General features: G+C 55.6%; 19 protein-coding genes and 2 pseudogenes. 7 read left to right on the top strand and 14 right to left on the bottom strand.

Annotated features, from left to right (window positions below; all coding sequences use genetic code 11):
- Positions 1-79: 79 nt before the first annotated feature.
- The gene (locus QQJ87_RS02455) at positions 80-769 is read left to right on the top strand and encodes a hypothetical protein (protein WP_284279740.1); all 690 of its coding nucleotides are present in this window, start codon (positions 80-82) and stop codon (positions 767-769) included.
- Positions 766-873: pseudogene (locus QQJ87_RS02450) on the top strand (flagellar motor protein MotB); the annotation flags it as partial. The gene QQJ87_RS02455 and the pseudogene QQJ87_RS02450, both read left to right, overlap by 4 nt.
- 294 nt (positions 874-1,167) lie before the next feature.
- Here QQJ87_RS02450 and QQJ87_RS02445 read toward each other — a convergent pair.
- Together QQJ87_RS02445 and metH are read right to left on the bottom strand one after the other, a co-directional pair.
- Positions 1,168-2,604, bottom strand: coding sequence for a flagellar biosynthesis protein FlhA (locus tag QQJ87_RS02445; protein ID WP_284279739.1), 1,437 nt, complete (start codon positions 2,602-2,604; stop codon positions 1,168-1,170).
- Between the two features lie 121 nt (positions 2,605-2,725).
- Positions 2,726-6,520, bottom strand: a complete 3,795-nt coding sequence (metH, locus tag QQJ87_RS02440; RefSeq protein WP_284279738.1) for a methionine synthase — start codon at positions 6,518-6,520, stop codon at positions 2,726-2,728.
- Positions 6,521-6,614: 94 nt separating this feature from the next.
- Here metH and QQJ87_RS02435 point away from each other — a divergent pair, with 94 nt between their 5' ends.
- From QQJ87_RS02435 to QQJ87_RS02425, 3 genes and pseudogenes are all read left to right on the top strand, one after another.
- The gene (locus tag QQJ87_RS02435) at positions 6,615-7,706 is read left to right on the top strand and encodes a mechanosensitive ion channel domain-containing protein (RefSeq protein WP_284279737.1); all 1,092 of its coding nucleotides are present in this window, start codon (positions 6,615-6,617) and stop codon (positions 7,704-7,706) included.
- Positions 7,687-7,992, top strand: a pseudogene (locus tag QQJ87_RS14665) (MFS transporter); the annotation flags it as partial. The gene QQJ87_RS02435 and the pseudogene QQJ87_RS14665, both read left to right, overlap by 20 nt.
- 67 nt (positions 7,993-8,059) lie before the next feature.
- On the top strand, positions 8,060-8,389 hold the full coding sequence (locus tag QQJ87_RS02425; RefSeq protein ID WP_284279735.1) for a hypothetical protein: 330 nt from the start codon (positions 8,060-8,062) through the stop codon (positions 8,387-8,389).
- Between the two features lie 4 nt (positions 8,390-8,393).
- On the opposite strand, the gene QQJ87_RS02420 is transcribed toward QQJ87_RS02425, so the two are convergent.
- From QQJ87_RS02420 to def, 11 genes are all read right to left on the bottom strand, one after another.
- Positions 8,394-8,642 carry a BTH_I0359 family protein gene (locus QQJ87_RS02420; protein WP_284279734.1) on the bottom strand — a complete coding sequence of 83 codons (249 nt, stop codon included), beginning with the start codon at positions 8,640-8,642 and terminating at the stop codon, positions 8,394-8,396.
- Between the two features lie 138 nt (positions 8,643-8,780).
- Positions 8,781-9,194 carry a GTP-binding protein gene (locus QQJ87_RS02415; protein WP_284279732.1) on the bottom strand — a complete coding sequence of 138 codons (414 nt, stop codon included), beginning with the start codon at positions 9,192-9,194 and terminating at the stop codon, positions 8,781-8,783.
- Positions 9,195-9,196: 2 nt separating this feature from the next.
- Positions 9,197-10,657, bottom strand: coding sequence for a TrkH family potassium uptake protein (locus tag QQJ87_RS02410; protein WP_284279731.1), 1,461 nt, complete (start codon positions 10,655-10,657; stop codon positions 9,197-9,199).
- 15 nt (positions 10,658-10,672) lie between these two features.
- Positions 10,673-12,049: a Trk system potassium transporter TrkA gene (gene trkA, locus QQJ87_RS02405; protein WP_284279730.1), complete on the bottom strand. Its 1,377-nt coding sequence runs from the start codon at positions 12,047-12,049 to the stop codon at positions 10,673-10,675.
- Positions 12,046-12,750 (bottom strand): response regulator, encoded by a 705-nt coding sequence (locus tag QQJ87_RS02400; protein WP_284279729.1) that lies wholly within the window; start codon positions 12,748-12,750, stop codon positions 12,046-12,048. Before QQJ87_RS02400 ends, trkA begins: the two co-directional genes overlap by 4 nt.
- A 20-nt stretch (positions 12,751-12,770) precedes the next feature.
- Complete coding sequence (locus QQJ87_RS02395; protein ID WP_284279728.1) at positions 12,771-15,044, bottom strand: sensor histidine kinase; 2,274 nt, start codon at positions 15,042-15,044, stop codon at positions 12,771-12,773.
- A complete protein-coding gene (locus tag QQJ87_RS02390) occupies positions 15,041-15,649 on the bottom strand; it encodes a DUF4390 domain-containing protein (RefSeq protein WP_284279727.1) in 609 nt (202 codons plus the stop codon). Before QQJ87_RS02390 ends, QQJ87_RS02395 begins: the two co-directional genes overlap by 4 nt.
- 15 nt (positions 15,650-15,664) lie before the next feature.
- Positions 15,665-17,014, bottom strand: coding sequence for a 16S rRNA (cytosine(967)-C(5))-methyltransferase RsmB (rsmB, locus tag QQJ87_RS02385; protein ID WP_284279726.1), 1,350 nt, complete (start codon positions 17,012-17,014; stop codon positions 15,665-15,667).
- Positions 17,011-17,868 carry a zinc metalloprotease HtpX gene (htpX, locus tag QQJ87_RS02380; RefSeq protein ID WP_284279725.1) on the bottom strand — a complete coding sequence of 286 codons (858 nt, stop codon included), beginning with the start codon at positions 17,866-17,868 and terminating at the stop codon, positions 17,011-17,013. Before htpX ends, rsmB begins: the two co-directional genes overlap by 4 nt.
- A gap of 14 nt (positions 17,869-17,882) precedes the next feature.
- Complete coding sequence (fmt, locus tag QQJ87_RS02375) at positions 17,883-18,839, bottom strand: methionyl-tRNA formyltransferase (protein ID WP_284280074.1); 957 nt, start codon at positions 18,837-18,839, stop codon at positions 17,883-17,885.
- Between the two features lie 36 nt (positions 18,840-18,875).
- Entirely contained in the window at positions 18,876-19,382 is a 507-nt protein-coding gene (gene def / locus QQJ87_RS02370) for a peptide deformylase (RefSeq protein WP_284280073.1), read from the bottom strand.
- Between the two features lie 107 nt (positions 19,383-19,489).
- Here def and dprA point away from each other — a divergent pair, with 107 nt between their 5' ends.
- Positions 19,490-20,584: a DNA-processing protein DprA gene (gene dprA, locus QQJ87_RS02365; RefSeq protein WP_284279724.1), complete on the top strand. Its 1,095-nt coding sequence runs from the start codon at positions 19,490-19,492 to the stop codon at positions 20,582-20,584.
- 129 nt (positions 20,585-20,713) lie between these two features.
- Positions 20,714-23,242 (top strand): DNA topoisomerase III, encoded by a 2,529-nt coding sequence (locus QQJ87_RS02360; protein ID WP_284279723.1) that lies wholly within the window; start codon positions 20,714-20,716, stop codon positions 23,240-23,242.
- On the opposite strand, the gene mnmC1 is transcribed toward QQJ87_RS02360, so the two are convergent.
- Entirely contained in the window at positions 23,243-24,793 is a 1,551-nt protein-coding gene (mnmC1, locus tag QQJ87_RS02355; protein ID WP_284279722.1) for an FAD-dependent 5-carboxymethylaminomethyl-2-thiouridine(34) oxidoreductase MnmC1, read from the bottom strand. It abuts the gene before it with no gap.
- Between the last annotated feature and the right edge of the window lie 12 nt (positions 24,794-24,805).

Below are 24,805 nucleotides of genomic sequence, written 5' to 3'. Positions count from 1 at the left end.
GCTATGGAGTTATTCCCAGCCAATCCAATGCCGGATTAACAAATTCTTGTTTTCCTGCGCCATACGAGGAGTTCAACCCGTGGAACATTCAGGTACTAGCTTTGTGCAAATGCTGCCACCGACCGTCGTAATTTGTCTGTTGCTGACTGCGGGCTTTTTCTTTTACACACGTTACGTGCGAACAGCCGCAGCACTTTGCAGCGCCTTGCAAAAAATCAGCGGCACAGTACGATCAATGGCCGATGGCGACGAAATGATCCGAAAGACCGGACTTTCCCGCGTCTTTCAGGGTACACAGTTCGAATTCATCTGGCGCGATTTTTCAAAAACACTGCACACGCAAACCAACCTGGTCAACGGGGCTCTCGTTGAAGCCATTGGCAGCCTGTTTGAAGCAGGCGTGGGCGAAGAATATCTTGCAGCGCTCGTCAAGCAAACATCCGACTCCAGTGATCAGGCAAAAAGCCTAAAAGATGAACTGATTCAGGCTATGGTGCCGGTCATCAAACAGTTGGAAAGCATTCAAGTCGATCAAGCCAATTGCATAGGCCAGGCACTGGAACAGGCACTGATTGAGGCCAATCGCAGACTGGCCTCACAGCTTGAAACCGCGTTGGTTCGACAGGTCAAAACACCGCTCGAAGAAATGGGCAAAAAAATGGACGCCCGGTTAAGCCATATCAAGAGTGATCCACAAGACCTGGCCCGTAAAGTGATTCGAGCCAGAATGCAGGACGGACATTTCGAAAGCACACCGGAGGCCCTATGAGCCTCGCCCATTACGGACCATCTTCACGCCGATCTGTAGATGATGCGGAGCGACCTTTCTGGATCTCTTACGCAGATCTCATGACAGCGCTGATGATTCTCTTCCTGGTCATCATGGTAGCCGCGTTGTCATCGATCACCAAAAAAGCTGAGCAAATAAATTTGGACAGCCAAAAAATTTCCAAGGTCATCACGGATCGAGACGAACCCAATCCGCTAAAAGTGACAGATGCAGAAAAGCGGGTTCAAGAAATTGCCAGCATCTGCAAATACTTGTCAGACAAAGTTGCCGGCAGCGGCCAACCGGTGTTCGTGGACTGCAAGCTGAATCGCATCAACTTTGGAGAAGCGGGTCGATTTGCGACCGACGACTACAAACTGGACGCCAAAGGTGACCTGTTACAAAACACGGCAATGAGAGTAAGCGAGAGTGAACAAACCACCTCCGCCATACAACGTGACATTGCCATCGTGCTTGACAGCATCTTTTTCTGTCACATATTCAAGTGCTTCGAGTGCATCAAGCTTTTCGGGGCTCGACAGCAACATGAGTCTTTTTTCAGAGACGGGTAAGGCCAGACAAGGCACGCCAAAAACCAAGAATTCGATTTGCTCTTCCTGATGCTGGGTAAACTCAAACAGTGGTAGCAATATCCCCAAATGTTCAACAGTCCGGTTTCTAGCCACCCTGCAAATATTCTGAATCTGATTGGCTGAGGTTGGCTCCATAGAAATGGGCAAACGCACCTCAATTTCGGAAAATGTTTTTGTATGCACAACATCGTCCATCTGGACATTGTTTTCCAGATTCAGCATGTCACTGAACTGCGACGCCACATCCACCGAGGGTGTCACATCCTTGACCTTGGACATAAAAAACCAGGCCGTAAAAAGTGCAACGGCTGCCGCCAGAAACACGAGGCGAGGCATTCCCGGTACGAATGAAAAGAGAATACAAAAAATGCCACTGATTTGAAGCGCGTAAGAATTGCGACCCAAGTCACGAAGCATGTCCTGTGCGGCGTTCGAGCCGTCGGCCTCGCCCTTGGTGACACGTGTAACAATCAATCCTGCGGCAATTGAAATCATGAGCGATGGAATGATACCCACCAAGCCGTCGCCTACAGACAAAATGGTGTACACCGCGCCGGCCTTGGAAAAACTCATGTCCTTCTGAAGCATGCCGACTGTCAAGCCGCCCAGCAAGTTGACGACTGTAATGACCAGCCCAGCGATGGCGTCGTTTTTCACAAACTTGATGGCACCATCCATGGCGCCAAACAGCTGTGACTCCCTTTCAAGGTCTGAACGACGCTTCTTGGCCATGATCTGATTAATCAATCCTGCGCGCAAATCGCTGTCAATCGACATTTGTTTGCCTGGCATTCCATCTAGTGAAAATCGGGCAGCAACCTCTGCCACGCGCTCCGAACCCTTGGTCACGACCAAAAAATTAACCACAGAGATGATCAGGAAAATAACCAGGCCTACTGCAACATTGCCGCCCACAACGAACTCGCCAAAAGTTTGCACAATGTGGCCAGCGTCTGCCTCAAGCAGAATTTGCCGTGTGGTCGAAATGGTCAGGGAAAGCCTGAACAAGGTGGTCATCAACAAGATGGCCGGGAAAGAAGAAAATGACAGAGGGGATTCAAGCAGAACGGCGCTAATTACCAAAAGGATCGCTGCAGATATGTTGACGGCGATTAGCACATCAAGCAAGGCAGGCTGCAGGGGTACAACCATCATGGTGATCATCAGCAACACCAGGGATGCACCCACAACCTCGGATCGTGCCGACGCGAGCCTTGCAAATTTGTTCAGTACTGCGATCATGCCGCCTACCCCTCAATAACAACGTGGAATTTAAATTCCTGCTGTTCGTTGTGTGGTCGCAGCCTTGAACAAAGTTCACTTTGGGAACTTTAAAAAAAGAGGGCCTGAAAGCCCTATTGAATCAACTCAAAACGGTAACAAGTGCTCGCTTCAAATCGGCCTGGTCGCGTCCGGAAAACGCCTTCAGATCTTCGAACTGATCCTGCCCGATGGTACCCACGTTGAAATAATCGCTCTGCGGGTTGCTGAAGTAAAAACCGCTGACACTGGCGGCCGGGCTCATGGCCAGGCTTTCGGTCAGGGTCATGCCGATTTCACCGGCCTGAAGCACTTCAAACATGGCGCGTTTGATGGTGTGCTCGGGGCAGGCAGGGTAGCCAGGAGCGGGGCGAATGCCCTGGTATTTCTCGGCAATCAGGTCCTCATTGCTCAACGCCTCTGCGGGCACATAGCCCCACAAATCAGTGCGCACGCGGCGGTGCAGACACTCCGCGAAGGCCTCGGCCAGACGGTCAGCAATCGCCTTGAACATGATGCTGCTGTAGTCGTCGTGTGCCTTGAGAAATTCCTGTTCTTTCTTGTCAACGCCAATGCCGGCAGTGACGGCAAACAAGCCGATGTAGTCGTCACCTTGCCCTTTGGGTGCAATGAAATCGGCGAGTGATTTGTTGGCCACACCCTCGCGCTTTTCGCCCTGTTGGCGAAGCGGGCTGTAGGTGAACAACACGTTGCTGCGGGTGTCGTCTTCATAGACTTCAATGTGGTCGTCACCCACGGTGTTGGCGGGGTAGAAAGCCACTGCAGCATTCGCTTGCAGCCAACGGCCTTCGATGCACTTTTTCAGCATGGCTTGACCGTCTTCAAACACGCGGCGTGCCGCCTCGCCCACCACCTCGTCTTGAAGAATGCGAGGGTAGCCCCCGTGCAAATCCCAGGTCTGGAAGAAGGGGGTCCAATCAATGTACTGAGCCAGGTCGGCCAAGTCGTAGTTCTTGAAATGGCGGCGACCAATGAACTTCGGCTTGGGTGGTGTGTAGTTGGCCCAGTCCACGTTCAACTTGTTGGCGCGCGCGGCTTCCAGGCTGATGAGGGGCTGTGCCTTTTTGTTGGCGTGTTGCTCGCGCACCCGCTGGTACTCGGCTTGCAGGTCAGATTTGAACTGATCTGCGGCTTCTTCGGACAACAGGTTGGAAGCCACGCCCACCGAGCGGCTGGCATCACTCACATACACCGTGGGGCCGTCGTAATGCGGTGCAATTTTCACCGCGGTGTGCACACGGCTGGTGGTGGCACCGCCGATCAGCAAGGGAATGCCACGGTCGCGGAAATAGGGGTCACGCTGCATTTCACTGGCCACGTAGGCCATTTCTTCCAGCGACGGGGTGATCAGGCCGGACAAGCCAATGATGTCGGCGTTGATCTCTTTGGCCTTGGCGAGAATTTGCTCGGCAGGCACCATCACGCCCATGTTTTCCACTTCAAAGTTATTGCATTGCAGAACGACCGTGACGATGTTTTTGCCGATGTCGTGCACGTCGCCCTTCACGGTGGCAATCAAGATTTTGCCCTTGGCTTTGGCATCGCCGCCAGCGGCCACCAACTGCTTTTTCTCTTCTTCAATGAAGGGGATGAGGTGGGCCACCGCCTGCTTCATCACGCGGGCACTTTTCACCACTTGGGGCAGGAACATTTTGCCCGCGCCAAAAAGGTCGCCAACCACGTTCATGCCGTCCATAAGTGGCCCCTCAATGACATGCAGCGGGCGACCGCCTTTGGCGGCAATGGCGGCACGACATTCTTCAGTGTCTTCCACGATGAAATTGGTAATGCCGTGCACCAGCGCATGGGCCAAGCGCTTTTCAACGGGCTGGTTGCGCCATTCCAGATTCTCCTCGGCCTTTTTGCCACCAGCTTTGAGCGTGGCGGCAAATTCGATCATGCGCTCAGTGGCGGTTTTACCGAAGTCGGGGTCGTTGGCAGGCAGCTCGGGCTTGCGGTTCAGCACAATGTCTTCGACCCGCTTTTTCAGCTCGGGCTCTAGCTCGTCGTACACGCCCATCATGCCGGCGTTCACAATGCCCATGGTCATGCCGTTTTTAATGGCGTGGTAGAGGAACACGGTGTGGATGGCTTCACGCGCAGGTTCATTGCCGCGGAATGAAAAACTGACGTTGGACACGCCACCGGAAATTTTGGCATGCGGCAGGTTTTTCTTGATCCAGCCGGTGGCCTCGATGAAGTCGTTGCCGTAGTTGTCGTGTTCTTCAATGCCGGTGGCGATGGCGAAAATATTGGGGTCGAAAATAATGTCTTCGGCCGGAAAGCCCACCTCATTCACCAGAATGTTGTAGGCCCGTTCACAAATTTCGATTTTGCGCTGATAGGTGTCAGCCTGGCCCTGTTCGTCAAAGGCCATCACGATGACAGCAGCACCATAGCGTTTGCACAGCCTGGCCTGGCGCTTGAATTCGTCAACACCTTCCTTCATGGAAATAGAGTTGACCACGGCCTTGCCCTGCACACATTTCAGACCGGCCTCAATCACCTCCCATTTGGAGGAGTCAATCATCACCGGCACGCGCGAAATGTCTGGCTCGGAGGCCATCAGGTTCAGGAAACGAACCATGGCAGCCTTGCTGTCCAACATGGCTTCGTCCATGTTGACGTCGACAATTTGCGCACCGTTTTCAACTTGCTGACGGGCCACACTGAGGGCCTCGTCGTACTGTTCGTTCAAAATCATTCGGGCAAAGGCTTTGGAACCCGTGACGTTGGTGCGTTCGCCCACGTTAATGAACAGGCTGTTGTCGTCGATGTTCAAGGGCTCAAGGCCTGACAGTCGGCACTTGGGCTCGACCACGGGTATGACACGTGGCTTTTGCCCTTCCAGGGCCTTGGCAATGGCGGCAATGTGGTCGGGCGTGGTACCACAACACCCGCCGGCAATATTCAAAAACCCGGCTTGCGCAAATTCTTTCACCAGGCTGCTGGTGATGTCGGGCGTTTCATCGAAGCCCGTGTCGCTCATCGGATTGGGCAAGCCCGCGTTGGGGTATACACAGATGGGCGCATCGCAAATTTTGGACAGCTCGGCCACGTAGGGGCGCATCAATGTCGCACCCAGCGCACAGTTCAAACCAATGGTGATGGGCTTGGCATGGCGCACAGAGTTCCAGAAGGCTTCCACGGTTTGGCCCGACAAAATACGGCCCGAGGCGTCAGTCACCGTGCCGGAAATCATGATGGGCAGGCGGTTACCTGAATCCTCAAAATACTGGTCGATGGCAAACAGTGCGGCCTTGGCATTCAAGGTGTCGAAAATGGTCTCAACCAGCAGCAGATCCACCCCGCCTTCTACCAGGCACTTGGTTTGCTGGTAATAAGTGGCCACCAGTTCATCAAAAGTGATGTTGCGCGCGCCGGGGTCGTTCACATCGGGGCTGATGGACGCGGTTTTGGGCGTAGGGCCCAGTGCACCGGCCGCAAAGCGGGGTTTGTCGGGGGTGGAGTATTTGACACAAGCAGCCTTGCACAGACGAGCCGCTTCGCGGTTCATTTCGTCCACAAGATGTTCCATCTCGTAATCGGCCTGGGCCACGGTGGTGGCACCAAAGGTGTTCGTCTCCAGAATGTCAGCGCCCGCAGCCAGATACTGCTCGTGAATTTCGGTCATGATCTGCGGCTGCGTTAGCACCAACAGTTCATTGTTGCCTTTGACATCGCGATGAAAATCGGCAAAGCGGTCGCCCCGATACTGGGCCTCGGTGAGCTTGTAACGTTGAATCATCGTGCCGGTGGCACCATCCAGAATCAGGATGCGCTTGGCGAGCAGGTCACGGAGTTGGGCTTCGACTGCAGCACCATTGACCACCGGTGAGGGGGCGGAGGCAGACGAAGAAGCGGAGCGCGTGTTCATCGCGGGGCCTCTTACGGGAGTGGATATGAAACTAAACAATATTTTAGCAGGATTAACAGGCGATCCATTCCCGTGGCACACTTGAAAGCGGTGAGTGACCCACTCTAATCGCATGGAGACGCTTGTGTTGGACAAATTGGGTGAAGCAATTCCCGGATTGCTGGGTTTTGTGGCATCGGGACTTGTGCTGGGTGCAGCACTTTGGGCAGCTTATCGAGTGCTGCTGGGCAATCGGCCAGATCTCGACCCCGACAAAAAGCTGTCTCGTCAGCTGTTCATGGTGTTTTTTGCCTTAGTCGCCCTGGTGTTGCTGACTTTGGCGCTGCCGGTTGACGAAACAATCCGCAATCAGATACTCAGCCTGATCGGCATTGTGTTGTCTGGCCTGGTGGCTTTTTCATCCACCGCCATTGTGGGCAACCTGATGGCCGGGCTGATGATGCGGTTCACAAAGCCGTTCAGGGTCGGTGATTTTGTACAGGTCGAGGAATTCTTCGGCCGGGTCACTGAGACAGGCCTGCTGGACACTGAATTTCAGACCGAGCATCGGGAGCTGATCGCCTTTCCCAACAGTTATCTCATCAGCCACCCCGTGACGGTCACCCGCAGTTCCGGCACCATTGTGTCTGCGCAGCTTTCGTTGGGTTTTGACGTGCATCACCTGACCATTGAAAAGCTTCTGCTCGAAGCTGTCAAAAAGACGGAACTCGAAGATGGCTTTGTGCAAATCATTCAAATTGGCGACTTCTCGGTCAGTTACCGTGTCAGCGGGTTGCTGACGGAGGTCAAAAGCCTGATCAGCACTCGATCCAGGCTGTTGGGGCACGTTCTGGACACGCTTCATGAGGCTGGGGTGGAAATACTCTCACCGAATTTCATGGCTCAGCGACCCCAGCCGGATGGGCTCAAAATGATCCCGGTTGCCTCTGAAAAGCAAGCCCCAGTGAAGAAAAAGCACGAAGAGTCGCCAGAGTCTGTCATTTTTGACAAAGCCGAAGAAGCCGAGGCGGTTCATGAACAAATCCAGACGATTCAGAAAAGCATTCAAGACCTGCGTGATCAGCGGGAGACTTGCGAGAATGCCGAGAAGGACCGGATAGACCAAGAACTTGAAACACTAAACGAACGACTGGAAGCCCTCCAGAACAGCAAAAACAAGGACGAAGGTGCAAGCTCCAATCACTGATTCACGGCAGCCACCACTGCGTCTTTCCCTGGGCATCTGGTCTTTGGCGGCCAGCTTCTACCTGTTTGGGTTTTTCCACCGGGTCACGCCCGGTGTGCTGACAGACGAGTTGAGTCAAAGTTTTCACTTGAGCCATGCTGGACTGGGCAACCTGTCTGCGTTTTATTTTTATTTTTACGCGGCCATGCAGGTGCCGGTCGGCCTGTTGGTTGACCGAATTGGCCCCAGGGCCGTGCTGACGGCTGGCTGCTTGCTGGGTGGCCTTGGTGCAGCCCTGTTTGGGCTTGCGCCAAACCTTGCGTGGGCGGCTGCAGGGCGCGGCCTGGTCGGCGGGTCTGGGGCTGTTTCCGGGCATGTCTGCGACACTTGCCATTTTGCTGCTGTTGCTGGGTGCCCTGGGCAGCGGCGTGATGGGCCTTGGATTTGTGTATGTCAAAGAGTCTGTGCCACGCTCACTGGCGGCGGCAGTCGGCTTTGTAAATTTGGGGGTGATGGTGGGGCCGCTGATTCAACAGCCCCTGCTGGGTGCTGTGCTCGACCATTATTCGATCGCAGGTTTTCAGGGCTATTCAAAGGCGGGAATGACGACTTGCATGCTCATATTGGCAGTTTGGGTAGCCAGCGCCATTGCGGCGCTGGCAGCCACGCGTGAAACCCATGCGCAAGCCAGGTACGCTGATTGAAGGCCTAGTGCAAAGTCACTGGTGTTTGCATCCAGGGTTTGTATCGCTCAATGAACGCTTCAATGTCATCCACATCGGGCTGCTGTGCCGCCAGGTAATACACTTCCTGACGAAAGCGCTCGGCTGCCTCACCCTGCAGAAACAGTTCACGCTGGTTGTTTTTATCCACAATTTCAATGCCTGAGCTGGGTTCGCCGGTTTTCATCACCAGGTCAACCACACAGTAGTAGGGGCTATCGATCATCATCAACATCACTGAACCTCCCGAGTAAAACTCTTCATCTGCCAGATGGTGATGAAGCAGGCAATTTCAAGATCAGGAATCTGTCGGAATCCACAACCTCAGAATAACGCGTCTGATGAGTGTTTTACGGCAATCGAGACAAAAAGCTTACGCCTGCTTGGGGGTAAACACTTCAATGGATGAAAACCAGCGCTGCCATTGATCCGTAGACAACCACTGCATCAAGGTGTCCACATGTCCGCCTGAATCAACCTCAAGAATGAGCACATCCGGCGGATTCAGCCTCAGTGTTCGGCCAAGATGCGTCTGAATGACCAATCGGGAAGAACAGCAGGCACAGCCTGGGGCCATCCTGAGCCAATGCACACCCAAGCCCCGGTAATGTTGTTCGTCCTTTAACAGCTGGGCCTGAAGGTCGGGTTCAACAATCGAAAACACCTCGCCACTGGCAAACACCGTGATCTTTTGAGATTGGTGAAGTTGCTGCTCCAGGCACTGCTTGAGATGCGCCGCACGCAAAATCATGTTGGTGTGATGAATCAGGATCAAACGGGTGGCCATGACTACTTGCGCCAAAAAGTTGGGGTAAACAAGACCAGCAGTGGAAACATTTCAAGTCGACCCAACAGCATGGCAAACGTACACACCCAGGTCTGAAAATCGTTGAAAGCCGCGAAGTTGTGAGAAGGACCCACCTCGCCCAAACCAGGCCCCGTGCAGTTGATGGTTGCCAATGCGGCCGTTGCAGCGGTCAGGGGGTCCAGACCCGAAAACATCAGGGTCATGGTGATCGCGATCACACTCATGCCGTACAAGAGCATGAACGCCAAAATGCCGAAAATCACGGGGTTTTCAACAGCGGTGTTGTGCACCCGAACCGGATTGACCGCCCTTGGGTGCAAAATGCGAGACAACTCGCGTGAGGCTTGCTTGACCAGAATAACAGCGCGCATCATTTTGATGCCGCCACCTGTTGAGCCCGCCGCAGTGGTGAAAATACTCAATAGAATCATCAAAGACGGTGCAAACAAAGGCCATTGTGCAAAGTCCGTGTTGGCATAACCGGTGGTTGACGCCATAGACACCGTGTTGAACAGCGCGTATCGAAACGCCTCGGAAAAAGAGGCGTATTGGTGATTCACCACCAAATACACACTGATCAACAACACCGAGAAAGCAAGTACCGCAAAAATCCAACGGGTTTCGGGGCAGGTCAGATAAGGTCGTATCGAGCGGCCACGCCAGGCCAGAAAATGGATGCCGAAGTTGATCGATGCCAGCAGCATGAAAACCACGGCCACACCTTCAATGGCGGGTGAGTTGAAATAGCCAAAACTGGCGTCGTGCGATGAGAAACCCGACAGTGACATGGTTGTGCCAGTGTGAATGAATGCATCCACCCAGGTCATGCCTGCAAGCCGATAGCCCAGCACGCAGGCCGCCGAAATGCCCAAGTACACCAGATATAGCGACTTCGCAGTCTCTGTAATGCGTGGAGTCAGCTTGCTGTCTTTCATGGGGCCGGGTGTTTCAGCCTTGAATACCTGTGAGCCACCGACGCCCAACAAAGGCAGAATGGCCACAGCCAAAACCAGAATGCCCATCCCGCCCATCCAGGCCAACAAACCCCGCCAAATATTGATGCTGGCGGGCAGGGTGTCCAGCCCCGACAACACCGTGGCGCCGGTCGTCGTCAGGCCTGACACGGTTTCGAAATAGGCGTCAGTAAAAGACAGGCCGGGCAAATGAAGCATCAGGGGAATGGCAGAAAATGCCGGCAGGGTAGACCACACGGCAGAAACCAGCAGAAAGCCGTCTCTGACCTGCAATTCACGCCGGAACTGCCGCGTGACCAGATGCATGCCCGCACCCACCGAAAAGGCCAACAAAAAACCGATTGCAAAGGACCTGGTCGTGGGTTCATGGTTCCACCAAGCGTAGGCCAATGGCACCAGAAATGACATCGAAAACAGCGCCAGGGCAAAGCCCAGCACGGTCAGTACTGGAAACAGCGAGCGTTGCATATCAGCCCAATACCCCTAGATAAATCCCACTTCGACCTGGAACAGCTTTTCAACACTGGGCACCAGTTTTCGGTTTTCCACAAAAATAATCACATGGTCTTCGGGCTCAATTCGAGAATCGTGATGCGCCATGATGACCTCGTCACCCCGCACCAAACCACCGATGACAGTGCCCTTGGGCATGCCGATTTCCTCCACGGTTCGGCCCACCACTTTCGACGATTTGCGATCACCGTGAACCACAATTTCAATGGCCTCGGCGATGCCTCGCCGCAGGCGATAAACCGCAACCACATCACCCCGACGAATGTGCCTGAGCAACTCACTCAGCGTTGCATTCGAAGGTGCGATGGCCACATCAATTTGGCCGCCCTGCACCAGCTCCGCATACACCTTGCGCTGAATCAACGAGACCACCCGTCGCGCGCCCATGCGCTTGGCCAATAGCGAAGACATGATGTTGTTCTCGTCGTCGCTGGTCAGGGCAACAAAGGTGTCCACTTCCTGCACGTATTCATCGGCCAGCAAATCCTCATCGGTGGCATCGCCATGCAACACCAAGGTGCGCGAATCCAGTTGATTGGCCAGTTCATCGCAGCGACGGCGATCCGACTCAATGAGCTTGACCTGATAGTCACGCTCAAGGGCACGGGCCAGGCGCAAACCAATGTTGCCACCCCCTGCAATCATGACTTTCGAGACTGGTTTGTACAGACGACGCAATTCCGCCATGACTGTGCGAATGTGGCGCGTGGCAGCCATACAAAAGACTTCATCACCAGGCTGAATCAAGGTGTAGCCATCCACCGCCACAGGCTGGTTTTCGCGAAACAGTGCCACCACTCGCAAATCGATGTCAGGCAGATGCTTTTTGAAATCTTCAATCGGGCAGGACACCATGCGCCCACCCGCGAACGCCTTGACAGAGACCAGGGTGACCCGCCCGGCGGCGAATTGCAACACCTGCAGTGCCTCTGGAAATTCGATGAGCCGTTCCAGATGTTCAGTCACACTTTGCTCGGGACAAATGACATGATCAACATTGAAACCGGCATCGCCATGCAATTCGGCCTGTCCAGCCAGCTCAGGCGAACGCACTCTGGCGATTCGGCGGGGCACATTGAACATGCTGGCCGCAATTCGACAGGCCACCAGGTTGGTTTCATCACTGCGGGTCACGGCCACCAACATGTCTGCGTCTTCTGCACCCGCGTCTTTCAACACGCGGGGCAAGATGCCATTGCCTTGCACCGTGCGCAAATCGTATCGGTCCTGCAAGTCGGCAAGCACCGTGGGGTCGGGGTCAATCAGAGTGATGTCATTGTGCTCGGACACAAGGCTTTCGGCCAGACTTGCACCGACCCGCCCTGCGCCAACAATGATGATTTTCATGAGCTGGAGCGTCGGCTCGAGCGCCCGACGTCAACGCCAAGCTGTTTGAGTTTACGGTAAAGGTGCGTGCGTTCAATGCCTGTGCGCTCGGCTAGGCGGGTCATGCTGCCGTTTTCGAGACGCAAATGGTATTCAAAATAAATGCGCTCAAAGGCATCGCGCGCGTCGCGCAATGGCTCGTCCAGTTTGAGTTTTGACAGCTCTAGCAGGGCACGCCCAGAAGGACTTTCATCCACTTCAATGACCGACGTTTCACCGGGATTTTGCTCAGAGGATGGCGGGTTGCCATTGCTTTTGGGCTGTGCCTGCATCAACGCACGTGCTGACTGAACCATCTTGCCCCGTGCAAGGCCTTTTTCGACGGCGCCCAGCAGCTTCTGCAAAGAGATCGGTTTTTCAAGAAAATCAAGCGCGCCAATTCGCGTGGCTTCAACCGCAGTGTCAATGGTGGCGTGGCCAGACATCATGATCACCGGCATCGTCAGCAAACCTTTAACACTCCATTCTTTCAGGAGGGTAACCCCGTCTGTGTCGGGCATCCAGATGTCGAGCAATACCAGGTCGGGTTGTTCCTGTTCTCTCAGGGCACGCGCCTGGCCGGCGTTTTCAGCCAACAACACAGCGTGTCCTTCATCACCCAGGATTTCGGAGAGCAGTTCCCTGATCCCGATTTCATCATCCACAACGAGAATCGTTGCCATCTTTGCAGTATCCCTTTTCGTTATGCAGCTCGTATCTGGTCTGTTTCGCCTTCAGCCGTCTCTGACGTGACCGGGAACGTGATTTCTACCACGGCCCCCGTGACGTCGCCCTCGCCATCGGTCCGGTTGCGCAATGAAATGCGCGCTTTGTGTTCGTCCACTATTTTACGGACAATCGCCAAACCCAGTCCGGTACCCTTGGTTTTGGTGGTCACATAGGGCTCAAAAGCTTTGGCCAGCAAATCCGGAGAAAAGCCGGCGCCATTGTCGCCAATGACCAGTTTGACCCCAAGCGGCTTGGTCTGTTCAGCCTCAGGAGACATCAATGCCTCCGTCCGAACTTCAACCAAGGGTTGCGGGTTGTCAGCACAGGCATCCAATGCATTTTGCAACAAATTATGGATCACTTGACGCAATTGCGACGAATCTCCCGCAACTGGGGGCAAATTTTCTGACAATTTTGGCAAGAAGCGGCTGTCGGTGCTGTCTTGCACATCCACATGCACACCGTAAAGCGCCAAAACGTCTTCGACGACGTCATTCAGGTCGAGGGTCTTGAGGTCGGCTGGTGGCAGGCGTGCGTAATCCCTGAAGTCGTTGACCATGCGCTTCAAGGCTTCCACTTGATTGACAATCGTCTTGGTCGATCGATTCAGGATGCCGAGGTCCGGCTCGTCCAGCTTGGGCTCAAGCTTCATCTGCAAACGCTCGGCAGACAACTGGATCGGCGTCAGTGGGTTTTTGATCTCATGCGCGAGACGACGGGCCACTTCCCCCCAGGCCACCGTGCGTTGAGCCGAGATCAGCGCGGTGATGTCGTCGCACACCATGACGTAACCCGCTTTTTCACCGGGCAACTTGGAACCTCGAACCAAAATCGATTTCGAGGTTTGTGAATCGTAAGCCCTCGGAATTTCAAGCTGCTTTTGCCAGGTGCCATCGCTGGTTTCAGCGCCTTCTGCATCGGCCACACTGGCGCGTATGGCCATGGCAAAGCCGGCCAAACCTTCCACATCGTCCAGGGTTTGATTGGTTTTGTCCGCCAATGTGCGATCAAAAATTCGCAGTGCCCCTGCGTTGTACATTTTCAAACGCAATTTGTGATCAAAAACCAGCACCCCGGCCGAGAGGTTGGCCAACAGGCTTTTCAAGAAATCGTGGTTTTGTGCGAGTTGGGCCTGGTTGGCTTGAAGGCGGCGCTGCGCTTCCGACAACTGTTGCGTCATGATGTTGAACGAGTCGGTCAGCTCGCGCAACTCATCGTCGGCATTGACTGGCTGCATGGTTTTAAAGTCTCCACTGGCCAGCGCCTTGGTGCCTTCAGCCAGCCAAAGCAAAGGCGCCGAAAGTCTGGAGGACAGCCAGAAACCGGCCGCAACCGAGACAAACACAGTCAGCAGCAATGCGAGCGTGAGTGTGATGCCGTAGATCTTTCGAAGGCCGGAACGGGACAGCGACAACTCTTGGTAATCCCGATACACGCTTTGAACGGCGTTGGCCCGCTGGGAAAGTCCAGACGGAACCGGCTGAAGAATCTGGACATAGCGTTGGCCCTGCTCAAAACTGGCCAGCGCGGGCGTCACGGGCACTACCACGCGCATACGCAGCAGATTTTTGGGGTCTTCCGGGTCGGGCTCGATTTGCTGAAACGGACGAGTCAACAGGGACTGGCGAAGCATGGACTGGGTCGGCAGACTCGGAATCAGCGTGTCCAGCTGGCCGCCCGCATTGCCCAACACCTGACCTGTTTCTGACAGCAGGGTGAGCTCTTGAACGTTCGCAGCTTCGCGTAGGCGGGAAAGCTCCAGCACTTGCTGGCTGGAGGTGGACTTGGAAAGTTCCAGCGAAATGGACTGGGCCTTCTGGCTGAGGTCGCCAATCAGGCTGTCCAGCGCCGACTGGCCGAGATTCAAACCGGACTCCAGCGCCCCATCGACCCGAACATCAAACCAGCTGTCGATACTTTTGGCCAGAAACTGAACAGACACCACGTACAGAATGACGCCGGGAATCAGGCCCATCAACGCGAACGACAGCGACATTCTGAGCATCAGCCGGGAACCAAACACCCCGGCACGATAACGCTTGACCATTCGCACCACCAAGAGCAGCACAATGGAGAACAAACCCAAGGCAATAATGCCGTTGAGCGTGATCAGAAGCGGGTAATTGCTTTCAAAGAAGTCGGTGTTGGAAGAGGCAGAGGCCAGCAAAAACAGAAACACGCCGCCCAGTCCAGCCAACAGCGAAAGGCTGTAGCGTATCCAACGGGTGTTCTCGAGCCATGGATTCAACGAAGGATCTCACTGTGCGGGGTAAATTCGAATTCCAGCCACTCCGTGCTGAGATCCCATTCAGTATTTACCAAGGCACTGATTTGAAAGGGTTTTGGCATCTCTGTGAGCACCAGTCTGAAACGTACTTTTGCATTGTACTTTTCACCCACCGAGATTGCATCTTTTTGTATGACAGGCCACTGAGAGACCTTGGACATCGCTTCCACCGCGTCTTCAAGCCGGTTGAATGTCAACGTTTGGGAAGGCGTCACCAGCCTGTATGTTCTTGTCAGCGCATGGTAACTCAGATTAAACGGGTAACTCGCGGAGACCACTTCTTCATCAGACCAGTACCAGCGGGGTTTGAGCAATTTGAAGTCGACCGCGAACTGCAAGGGCAGACCGCGTTCAACGGCCTCTCGCAATTTGTCACCCAAGCCAAGCCCGAATTCGGCAGACAAGGTCCAGCCTTTGGGCAGGGGCGGTTTCGCAGGTTCCAGTTTGACAGCCCGTACCTGGGCTGAGGACTGCTGAGCCAATGCAAGTGTCGAGGTCCATAGCAACAAGCAGCACAAGATCGCCTGTGTTACTGCCTGCCACCATCTGGAGCTACTGGAATGCATCTCGACCGAACCGCCTCAAATGGATTGTTTTTTGATGAACTTCGCGTAAAAAAATCCGTCTGGTGACGTCTGGTAGGGCTGATCCAGGGATGGATCTGGCTGAGGCAACACCACGCCAGGCGCTGCAAGCGCTTGCGCATCCGGGTGTCTGTCTAAAAATGCCTTGGCCAAATCAGGACCCTCTTCCGAAAAAACCGAACAAGTAACCAACAAAAGTGTACCGTTCACGGCCAAGGTAGACCAAAGCGTATCGAGTATTTTGTGTTGAATCTGCGACAACTGCGCAACATCGGATTCACGCCTTAGCCATCGAATGTCCGGGTGGCGTCGAACCACACCCGATCCTGAGCAGGGCAGATCGAGCAAAATGGCGTCAAAGGGTTTGCCGCCCCACCATTGGTCCAGATTTTCGGCCGCAGCGGCCTTGCACACCACCCGGGGAATAAATCCCAGCCCCCGGGCAAGTCGGGCGATGTTTTCCTCCACCCGCTGAAGTCTTGGCTGACTGGAATCCAGTGCAAGAACATCGACATCGGCCAACTCAAGCATGTGGCCTGTCTTGCCTCCCGGGGCGGCGCAGGCGTCCAGCACGCGCATGCCGTCTTTCAAATCCATCAGGGGTGCGGCCATTTGGGCGGCCAAGTCTTGAACCGACACGTGACCTTGCTCGAACCCTGGCAATTCATGCACCGGCACCGGCTTGGCCAGCAACACGGTCGACTTGCCAAGCACGGTGGCAGCCAATCCGGCGGCCGCAAGACGTTCGGCGTATTCAGCAGCCGAGCAAACCCTTTGGTTGACCCTCAGGGTCATGGGTGGATGCGTGTTGGCTTGCTCCAAAAGTTGTTGCCAGTGTGCAGGATGTTGTGCCTTGACCTTTTTGACCCACCATTGCGGAAACCCGGTGGCGGCAACCACATCCTTTTCGGCACGGGTCTTCCAGTTGGCCTTGTCGCGCAAAAAGCTTCTCAAGCAGGCATTGACCAGGCCCTTTGCCTTGACCCAGTCCGGATTGGCCTGAGCAGCACAAACCGCCTGATCCACCACAGTGTGGGCGCTGTATTTGGGATGTTCGTCGTCCCAAAGCAAAGCCAGGCACAGCGCCATCAAATCATTCAGGGAAGCGGGGTTCAGGCGTGGCTTGTTGGTCAGAAACCGGGTCAGCACCGCACCTCGCCCATACCAGCGCAGGCCGAAATAAGCCAAGTCCTGCACTGCACCCTGGGCTTGGGCGGCTCGGTCTTTACTGCTGACCGACGCAATTGCCCGGTCCAGCGACATGCCTTGGTCCATGACCAGACCCACCACCTTCGCGGCGTGTAGCAGGGCGTACGCCAAGTCTGTTTGCTTGAGGGGGGCGCTCAAAACGATTGGCCCGAACGTGCCATTTCCCGCAGGCGAGCCACCCGTTCCTGCGTGGGCGGATGGGTCGAAAACAGGCTGGCCAGCCCCCGACCTGACAAGGGATTCAAGATCATCATCTGTGCAGTCTCGGGATGAGCCTCTGTGGTGTGAAAAGGGATGCCTGCGGCATATCGTTCAATTTTTTCAAGGGCGCTGGCCAGGGATGCGGGGTCTTTGCTGATTAGCGCACCGCCACGGTCAGCCTCAAATTCCCGCGCGCGGGAAATGGCCATCTGAATGAGCGAGGCCGCCAAGGGCGCAAGTATGGCCACGGCGATGCCCGCCAGTGGGTTTGCGGGGCGCCCTTCCGAATCGCGACCACCGAAAAACAGCGCAAAGTTGGCCAAGGCCGAGATGGCACCTGCCATGGTGGCGGACACGGTGGAAATCAGAATGTCCCTGTGCTGCACATGCGCCAGTTCATGGGCCATCACACCCCGAAGCTCACGCGCAGACAGCAACCGCAAGATGCCTGTGGTGGCAGCCACCGCGGCGTGCTCAGGGTTGCGCCCAGTGGCAAACGCGTTGGGCGAATTTTCATCAATCAGATACACCCTGGGCATGGGAAGCCCAGCATTGGAAGCCAGCTCGCCAATCATTCGATAAAACTCGGGGGCAGACTGCGCATCCACCTGCCGGGCGTTGTACATGCGCAGAACCATCTGGTCGGAAAACCAGTACGCGCCAAAATTCATGACGACGGCAAACACGAGCGCCAGCATCATGCCGGAGCGCCCACCCAACATACCGCCTATCACCACAAACAGGGCCGCAATGGCCGCCATCAGTACCAGCGTTTTAAACCAGTTGAACATGTTCTTTCTCCTGATTATCCCAGACGTTGACCAGGCTGCAGCCCAAGCGCCTGCGCCACGGCCTGCGCCGGTCCGCGCCTTGAACCCGGCCGCTGCATCTGGCCGACCCGCAGCGCACCCTGGCCACATTGAATAACCACACCTTCGGCATCGATGGCGAGCACAGTTCCGGCTTCAGCCGACGGTGCAGCCTCAGGCGCCAGCGTGGGGGAAAAGCATTTGACGGCCGTTTCACCGGCCTGTGTGTGACAACCCGGAAACGGATCAAAGGCACGCAGACGGCGCTGAAGCACCATGGCCGGCTGCTGCCAGTCAATCAAGCCTTCCGCTTTGCTGATTTTTTCAGCGTAGGTGACCCCGTGCTCAGGTTGCGGACTCAAAGGCAACTTGCTCATCACGAGCGCATCCAACGCCTCGACCAGTGCGCGTCCGCCCAACTCAGCCAGTTTGTCATGCAGGGTGCTGGCGGTGTCGTCGTCGGCAATGGCAATTTCCCGAGTCAATCGCACAGGGCCTGTGTCCAGCCCCGCTTCCATCTGCATGATGCAGACACCGGTTGACGAGTCGCCTGCTTCAATGGCCCGCTGAATGGGTGCGGCGCCACGCCAGCGTGGCAGCAAGCTGGCGTGAATGTTCAGGCAACCCAGCCGGGGTGCGTCCAGCACCGCCTGCGGCAAAATCAGCCCATAGGCCGCCACAATCAGCAAATCCAGCGGTTTGCCGCCACAGGCGGTTCGAATTTGCAATAGGGCGTCAGCGCCGTCCTCGCCCTTTTTCAGGCTGACGGGTTGCAACACAGGGATGTGGTGCTTCAATGCGGATTCTTTGACGGGGGACGCGGTCAGTTTCATGCCTCGACCAGCAGGCCGGTCGGGCTGCGTCAAAACCAGCTTGACCGGGTAGCCGGCCGCCAGTAAGGCTTCCAGCGCCACTTTTGCAAACTCTGGGGTGCCAGCAAAACCCAAATTCAAGGTACGGCTCATAAATTGGATCAAATTCCGGGGGGTTTACGCGCCTTCGCGCTCATGCTTTTTGAGCTTGGTCTTGATGCGGGTTTGCTTGAGCTGCGAGAGGTATTCCACAAAAACTTTCCCGTTCAGGTGGTCGATTTCATGCTGAATACAAACCGCCATCAATTCGTCGCAATCCAGTTCAAAAAACTCGCCTTTGACGTTCTGGGCACGCACTCGCACTGAGGCGGGGCGATCCACTTTGTCGTAGATGCCCGGCACGGACAGGCAACCTTCCTCGTAAACCTTGTGTTCTTCACTGGCCTGAATGATTTCCGGATTGACGAAAACGATCAACTCGTCTTTGTTTTCAGAGACATCCATCACGATGACGCGTTTGTGCACATCCACTTGCGTGGCCGCCAGACCAACGCCAACCGCCTCGTACATGGTTTCGCCCATGTCTTTGGCCAGCTTGGCAAGCTGGTCATCAAACTGGGTGACCGGTGAGGCCACCTTTTTCAGACGCGGATCGGGATAGCGCAAAATGGGAAGCAACGCCATGACTTGATTCATTTTTTAACAGACACCCTCTAAGGATAACTCGTCTGACCCTTGAATGGGTCAAATCGCCAGTGCCCCTTCCCACACCCGTTTACTTCTGACAACACATGATCGACGACGCTGACCACGCAGAACCCACTCTTTTGGACGCTGTCAATCTGGCTTACAACCCCCTGTTGAAACCCGCCCAAAGGCTGGCCTGCTCCTCGCCTTCTGGCAAGGCCTTGCTGCCACCTGCCTGCGACAAGGTGCTTGAATGGCACCAACTTGCCACACACTGGCTGGGCAACGACCCCCAGCGAAACTGGATTCCGATTCACCACCCGCTGTACCCCGCCTCACTTCTGAACCTCAAAGATCCGCCGTTGCTGTTGTTTGCCATGGGCGACCTGAGTGTGCTTGCCTTACGCAGCATTGGCATGGTGGTAAGTCGAAGCGCGTCGAGACAAGGCTTGCAAACAGCGCGCGACTTTGCCAAGGCATTCGCACTGTCTGGCTGGGCCGTTGTGAGCGGTCTCGCGGAGGGGATCGATGGCGCATCGCATCGGGGTGCCTTGCAGGGCGAAGGCCCCACGATCGCCGTGCTGGGTGGGGCCATCGACTCGCTTTACCCCAGGTGCCATGAACCATTGGCCCATGACATTGTTCAACATGGGGGGTTATTGCTTTCGGAATATCCACCAGGCACTGCCCCGCAGCCCGCGTTCTTCCCGAGACGCAACCGGATCATTGCCGCCCTGTCTGACGGCTTGCTGGTGGTGGAGGCGGCACTTCGCTCGGGTTCACTGATCACTGCCCGCGTCGCCAGTGAACTCGGAAAGCCCGTGATGGCCATACCAGGGTCCATCCAGAGCACCCATGCCAAAGGCTGCCACGCCATGATCAAGAAGGGCGCTTTGCTGGTTGAAACGGCAAACGAAGTGATCGACGAAACTTCAGCCACGCTGGCGCCGGGGCGCAAGTCCTTTGACGTGCTGCCCCTGCCGACCGAGGAAATTGCTGACAGTGGTGTGTCCGAAGGCGCACTCAGCGAGGAATGTAGACAGGTCTTGTCCGTGCTGGATTTCGAGCGATGCGGCTTCGATTCCTTGGTTCAACGCCTTCAAAAGCCCGCCGATTGGGTTTTGTCAGCCTTGACCGAGCTGGAGCTGGAGGGCTGGGTTTTCAACGAAGCCGGAAACCACTGGATTCGGGCCAAATAAGGTCATAAACGTCCGTTTTTAAAGACTGATCCGGTGCAGCACACGCACTAACGCTTGATTTGTAGTGGCTTAGCCACTTACACTTCGGCGCAAGTGTCAAGTTTTTCCACATCTTATCGAGTCCAGTAATTGAGCAGCGAAACCCCAAAGAAACTGATCATCGCCGAAAAGCCATCCGTGGCAGCAGACATCGCACGTTCGCTGGGTGGCTTTGCGAAAAAAGACGATTATTTCGAAAGCGACGACTACCTGATTTCGTCTGCCGTGGGCCATTTGCTTGAGATCAAGGCACCGGAAGAATTTGAAGTCAAGCGCGGCAAGTGGAGTTTTGCAAACCTGCCCGTGCTGCCCACTCACTTCGACTTGAATCCGATAGCGAAAACGGAATCACGTCTGAAAGTGCTGAACAAGTTAATCAAGCGCAAAGACGTGGTCGGCCTGATCAATGCCTGTGACGCGGGGCGCGAGGGCGAACTGATTTTCCGCTTGATCGAGCAGCACGCCAAATCAAAAAAGCCGGTTGAGCGACTGTGGCTTCAGTCCATGACGCCCGCGGCCATTCGGGACGCATTCAAACACCTGCGCAGCAATGAAGAACTGATGCCCTTGGCCGACGCGGCACGCTGTCGAAGCGAGGCTGACTGGCTGGTGGGCATCAACGGCACGCGCGCCATGACAGCTTTTAACAGCAAGGAAGGCGGTTTTTACCTGACCACCGTGGGGCGAGTGCAGACACCCACCCTGGCCATCGTGGTTGAACGGGAAGAAAAAATCCGCAAGTTTGTGGCACGCACGTATTTTGAAGTGAAAGCCAGCTTTGGCGCGAAAGCCGGCGCCTACGAAGGCAAGTGGTTTGATCCAGACTTCAAGAAGACCGACGATCCGGAACAGCGGGCAGACCGCTTGTGGGATGAATCCAAAGCCAATGCCATTGTGACCGCCTGTGAGGGCAAAGTCGGCACTGTCACGGAAGAATCCAAGCCCACAACCCAGATTGCGCCGCAGCTGTTCGACCTGACCAGCCTGCAACGCGAGGCGAACAGCCGCTTTGGCTTTTCAGCCAAAAACACCTTGGGTCTTGCGCAGGCGCTGTATGAAAAGCACAAGGTACTGACCTACCCGCGAACCGATTCCAAAGCCTTGCCGGAAGACTACCTGCCCACCGTGAAGCAGACCCTCGAAAATTTCGTGGCGCTGGACAGTGGTCACATTGCCGGACACTACGCCCCGTTTTGCAAGCAGATCCTGAAAAATCAATGGGTAAAGCCCAACAAGCGGGTGTTCGACAACTCCAAGATTTCAGATCACTTTGCGATCATCCCGACCCTTCAGGCACCAAAGTCGCTCTCCGAGCCTGAACAGAAGCTGTATGACCTGGTGGTCAAACGCTTCCTGGCGGTGTTTTTCCCCGCAGCTGAATTCAATGTCACCACCCGGATCACCACGGTTGAGAAACATCAATTCAAGACCGAAGGCAAGGTGCTGGTGAACCCTGGCTGGCTGGCCATTTATGGGCGTCAGTCCGCCGCAGCAGGGGAAGACACCCTGGTGCAGCTGGAGCCGGGCGAAAAGGTCAACACCGACGAAATTGCGGTGCAAACGCTGCAGACCAAACCGCCTGCGCGCTACAGTGAAGCCACCTTGCTGTCTGCCATGGAAGGGGCTGGAAAGCTGGTTGACGACGATGAATTGCGCGGCGCCATGGGCGCCAAAGGGCTGGGTACGCCAGCCACCCGCGCCGCAATCATTGAAGGGTTGCTGACTGAAAAGTACCTGATTCGGGAAGAGCGCGCTCTTATGCCCACCGCCAAGGCCTTCCAGCTGCTGACACTGCTGCGTGGCTTGGGTGTGCAAGAACTGACCATGCCCGAGCTGACCGGGGAATGGGAATACAAGCTTTCCCAGATGGAAAAGGGCGCACTGACCCGTGACGAGTTCATGTGCGAGATCAAGAAGATCGCCGAAACCATCGTTGACCGGGCAAAGAATTACGATCAGGACACAGTGCCCGGAGACTATGCCACCCTGAAGACACCTTGCCCACAGTGCGGCGGTGTGGTGAAAGAAAATTACCGTCGTTTTGCCTGCACCCAATGTGAATTTTCAATCACCAAAGTGCCAGGCGGACGCCAGTTTGAAGTGGAAGAGGTTGAAACGCTTCTTCAAGATCGGCAGTTGCCCATGCTGGATGGTTTTCGCAGCAAGATGGGGCGCCCGTTTTCAGCCGTGTTGCGCTTGACCGATGAACACAAACTGGAATTTGACTTTGGCCAATCCAGTGACGATGACGACGAAAGCAGCTTTGATTTTTCAAGCGACAAACGTGTAGGGCCCTGCCCGAAGTGCGCCTCCAGCGTGTATGAACAGGCCACCAACTACATTTGTGAGAAATCGATGGGCAAAGAAAAAAGCTGCGATTTCCGGTCTGGCAAAGTGATTTTGCAACAGCCCGTGGACCGCGAACAGATGGAAAAGCTGCTGCTCAATGGCAAAACCGATTTGCTGACCCGTTTTGTGTCTTCAAAAACAAAGCGCGCCTTCAAAGCGTTCTTGGTGAAAAAGCCCGACGGCAACATTGGCTTTGAATTTGAGCCGCGAGCGGAAAAGAAGCCCGCCGCCAAGGCAGGCGCCAAGGCCTCAAAGGCCACCAGCGGCTGATCAGGCATTGCGCAGCGGACTCAACCTTTCCCACAAGGCAAACAGCGGTTCGTCTTCAAGCAAGTAGTGGCTTAGTATCGGTGGTGCCACAGCGGCCCACAGCAAGCCACGCGATGCATAGGCTGTGGCCAGATAAACGTCGGGTGTGCCGGTGGGTCCGATGGCCGGAAGCCGGTCGGGCCACACCGCCCGCACCGAAGCGCGGTGATCCATGAATTCACCCAGTTTCAAACCGGGCATGGCTTGTCGAAATTTCTCAATGTTTTGAAGGTCTGCCTGCGCCGTGGGGTCAAGGTGCTCAACAGGCCTTTCATAGGTGGCACCCACCACAGTCCAGTTGTCTTGGCCACTGGCCGAGATTGCATAACTTTCGCCTGAGATCACACACGGCAATTCAGCACCCCGAACTTTCGTGATCTGCCCTTTGACCGCAGAAATGCGCCCGCCCTCCACAGGTACCAGGTTCAGGCTGTTTTCTGCACAAGCCACCACAGTGGCGTCAAACCCATCGGGCAAACCTGGGCCTGAATAGCCATAGTGGGTGGTCAGCCGCCCTGCACAGGCCTGCAGACTGGCTTGAACCCACCGATGCGGCTTCACCCAGCCCCCACTGGGAAAGAAGTACCCACCTTGACTGGCAGCCAACCCCTGATGGCTGCTTTTCCACTGCACCACGTCCTCTGGAAAAGCAAGGTGTTCCAGGGTTTGCCGGGCTTTTTCGGCCTGAGCTGCGTCAAAAGTCATCCAGTGCCCGGGCAATGCCCAATCCTCTCCTTCTTGAAGAAGCCCCTTGGCGCTCAATTCGCGCAAGCGTCGAACCGTGCAAGCGTGACCGAACCGGGACAAGCGGGACAGGGGGGTGTCGTCTTTGGTCAGGTGCGGATGAAACGCGCCCAGCCAGTTGCCCGACGCACCCTGTGCAGGACCCGCCGCACGGTCAAACAAGTGCACATCAAGCCCTTTTTGGCACAGCGCATAGGCCATTTGGCTGCCTGCAATTCCCGCCCCCAACACCGCCACCCGATGAACAGGCTTTGGCCCAAGGTCGGCAGGGTGTGCAGGCTGACGCAGCTGCAAGCCTTGTTCGTCAATGCGCACCAAGGGGCGGCTTTTCAATTGCCGTCTGCCGGCGTCCATCGCACCAAACCACAGGTGGAGCACCACGCCAAGGGCAGGCATTTCAAGGCGATGCAAGCCTGGGGTCAACGGCGGCCACTCCGCACAGGCTTTGTCAATTACCGTTTGGGGCACGCCACTGGTCTGCGCAAGCATGCCCCATTGATCAGCTGTTGGAACTTGTTCGCAAATCAGGTAAAAATGAAGGGTTTTGCCTTGTTTTAAAGGCCTTTCGTGCCACAATCTGAAAACCTGAAACAGCAGCAGACTGCTCAGGCCGTGCTGCACAACCAGGACAAGGCCATCTTTGGTGTAGTGTCCGAGATGATCGACGATCTGGCCGGCCTGCGCCTGCAGTTCCGCCGGGTTGGCTGTGTCGACCAAGGCGGCCAGATCATTGCTGTTGCAGGTCTTCAAACGTTGATAGTTGTTCATCCGTAAACCCAA

The organism is Limnobacter litoralis, assembly GCF_030160455.1.
Lineage (GTDB): Bacteria > Pseudomonadota > Gammaproteobacteria > Burkholderiales > Burkholderiaceae_B > Limnobacter > Limnobacter litoralis.
Note: the sequence above shows the minus strand (reverse complement) of the source record. Positions and strands in the feature narration are given on the sequence as shown.

Excerpts from the sequence above, each read along its gene's own strand:
- QQJ87_RS02390 (WP_284279727.1), bottom strand. The coding sequence starts at position 15,649 with ATGCATTCCAGTAGCTCCAGATGGTGGCAGGCAGTAACACAGGCGATC.
- QQJ87_RS02420 (WP_284279734.1), bottom strand. The coding sequence starts at position 8,642 with ATGTTGATGATGATCGATAGCCCCTACTACTGTGTGGTTGACCTGGTG.
- mnmC1 (WP_284279722.1), bottom strand. The coding sequence starts at position 24,793 with ATGAACAACTATCAACGTTTGAAGACCTGCAACAGCAATGATCTGGCC.
- QQJ87_RS02415 (WP_284279732.1), bottom strand. The coding sequence starts at position 9,194 with ATGGCCACCCGTTTGATCCTGATTCATCACACCAACATGATTTTGCGT.
- QQJ87_RS02445 (WP_284279739.1), bottom strand. The coding sequence starts at position 2,604 with ATGATCGCAGTACTGAACAAATTTGCAAGGCTCGCGTCGGCACGATCC.
- dprA (WP_284279724.1), top strand. The coding sequence starts at position 19,490 with ATGATCGACGACGCTGACCACGCAGAACCCACTCTTTTGGACGCTGTC.
- def (WP_284280073.1), bottom strand. The coding sequence starts at position 19,382 with ATGGCGTTGCTTCCCATTTTGCGCTATCCCGATCCGCGTCTGAAAAAG.
- metH (WP_284279738.1), bottom strand. The coding sequence starts at position 6,520 with ATGAACACGCGCTCCGCTTCTTCGTCTGCCTCCGCCCCCTCACCGGTG.
- QQJ87_RS02410 (WP_284279731.1), bottom strand. The coding sequence starts at position 10,657 with ATGCAACGCTCGCTGTTTCCAGTACTGACCGTGCTGGGCTTTGCCCTG.
- trkA (WP_284279730.1), bottom strand. The coding sequence starts at position 12,049 with ATGAAAATCATCATTGTTGGCGCAGGGCGGGTCGGTGCAAGTCTGGCC.
- htpX (WP_284279725.1), bottom strand. The coding sequence starts at position 17,868 with ATGTTCAACTGGTTTAAAACGCTGGTACTGATGGCGGCCATTGCGGCC.
- QQJ87_RS02425 (WP_284279735.1), top strand. The coding sequence starts at position 8,060 with ATGTCTGCGACACTTGCCATTTTGCTGCTGTTGCTGGGTGCCCTGGGC.
- QQJ87_RS02400 (WP_284279729.1), bottom strand. The coding sequence starts at position 12,750 with ATGGCAACGATTCTCGTTGTGGATGATGAAATCGGGATCAGGGAACTG.